The organism is Vibrio sp. 10N.261.51.C6, assembly GCF_041471785.1.
GTDB lineage: Bacteria > Pseudomonadota > Gammaproteobacteria > Enterobacterales > Vibrionaceae > Vibrio > Vibrio crassostreae_C.
Genome location: NZ_JBFRPB010000114.1, coordinates 1 through 353 on the forward strand (window position 1 = coordinate 1; position 353 = coordinate 353).

At 46.7% G+C, this 353-nt stretch carries 1 protein-coding gene; it reads right to left on the reverse strand.

The genetic code is table 11. From position 1 onward, the window contains the following. Positions 1–353, reverse strand: a 353-nt coding sequence (locus AB4375_RS21280) for a hypothetical protein (protein ID WP_372052480.1), incomplete at both ends; no start/stop codon positions are given.

The following is a 353-nucleotide window of genomic DNA, read 5'->3' on the forward strand; positions in this document are numbered from 1 at the left end:
TCACTGTCTACCGCATAAACAGGCAGATCAAAGCTGAGCTCGTTGTTACCACGGGCATCTTGATGGTCCAACGCTTCAATGAGTGTGAACGTGTATTCACCTAATATGGTGCTAGAAAAACTCAGCGTAAATACCGTGGTTTCGACATTCGTCGCACTAGTAGTAAAACCAATGTAGTCACCCGACCCTGTCGGCTCTTCACGTAACTCAACGGCTAAACCGTTCGATTTAAGATCATCGTTAGTATTGAATTCCGTTGGTTCAATTCGGAAACGAACCACATCATCACTTTGGTTGGTAAATGTGATGGTTTGAGTGGAGCTCACCGCGCTGCCACTAGGAGCGGAGCCATC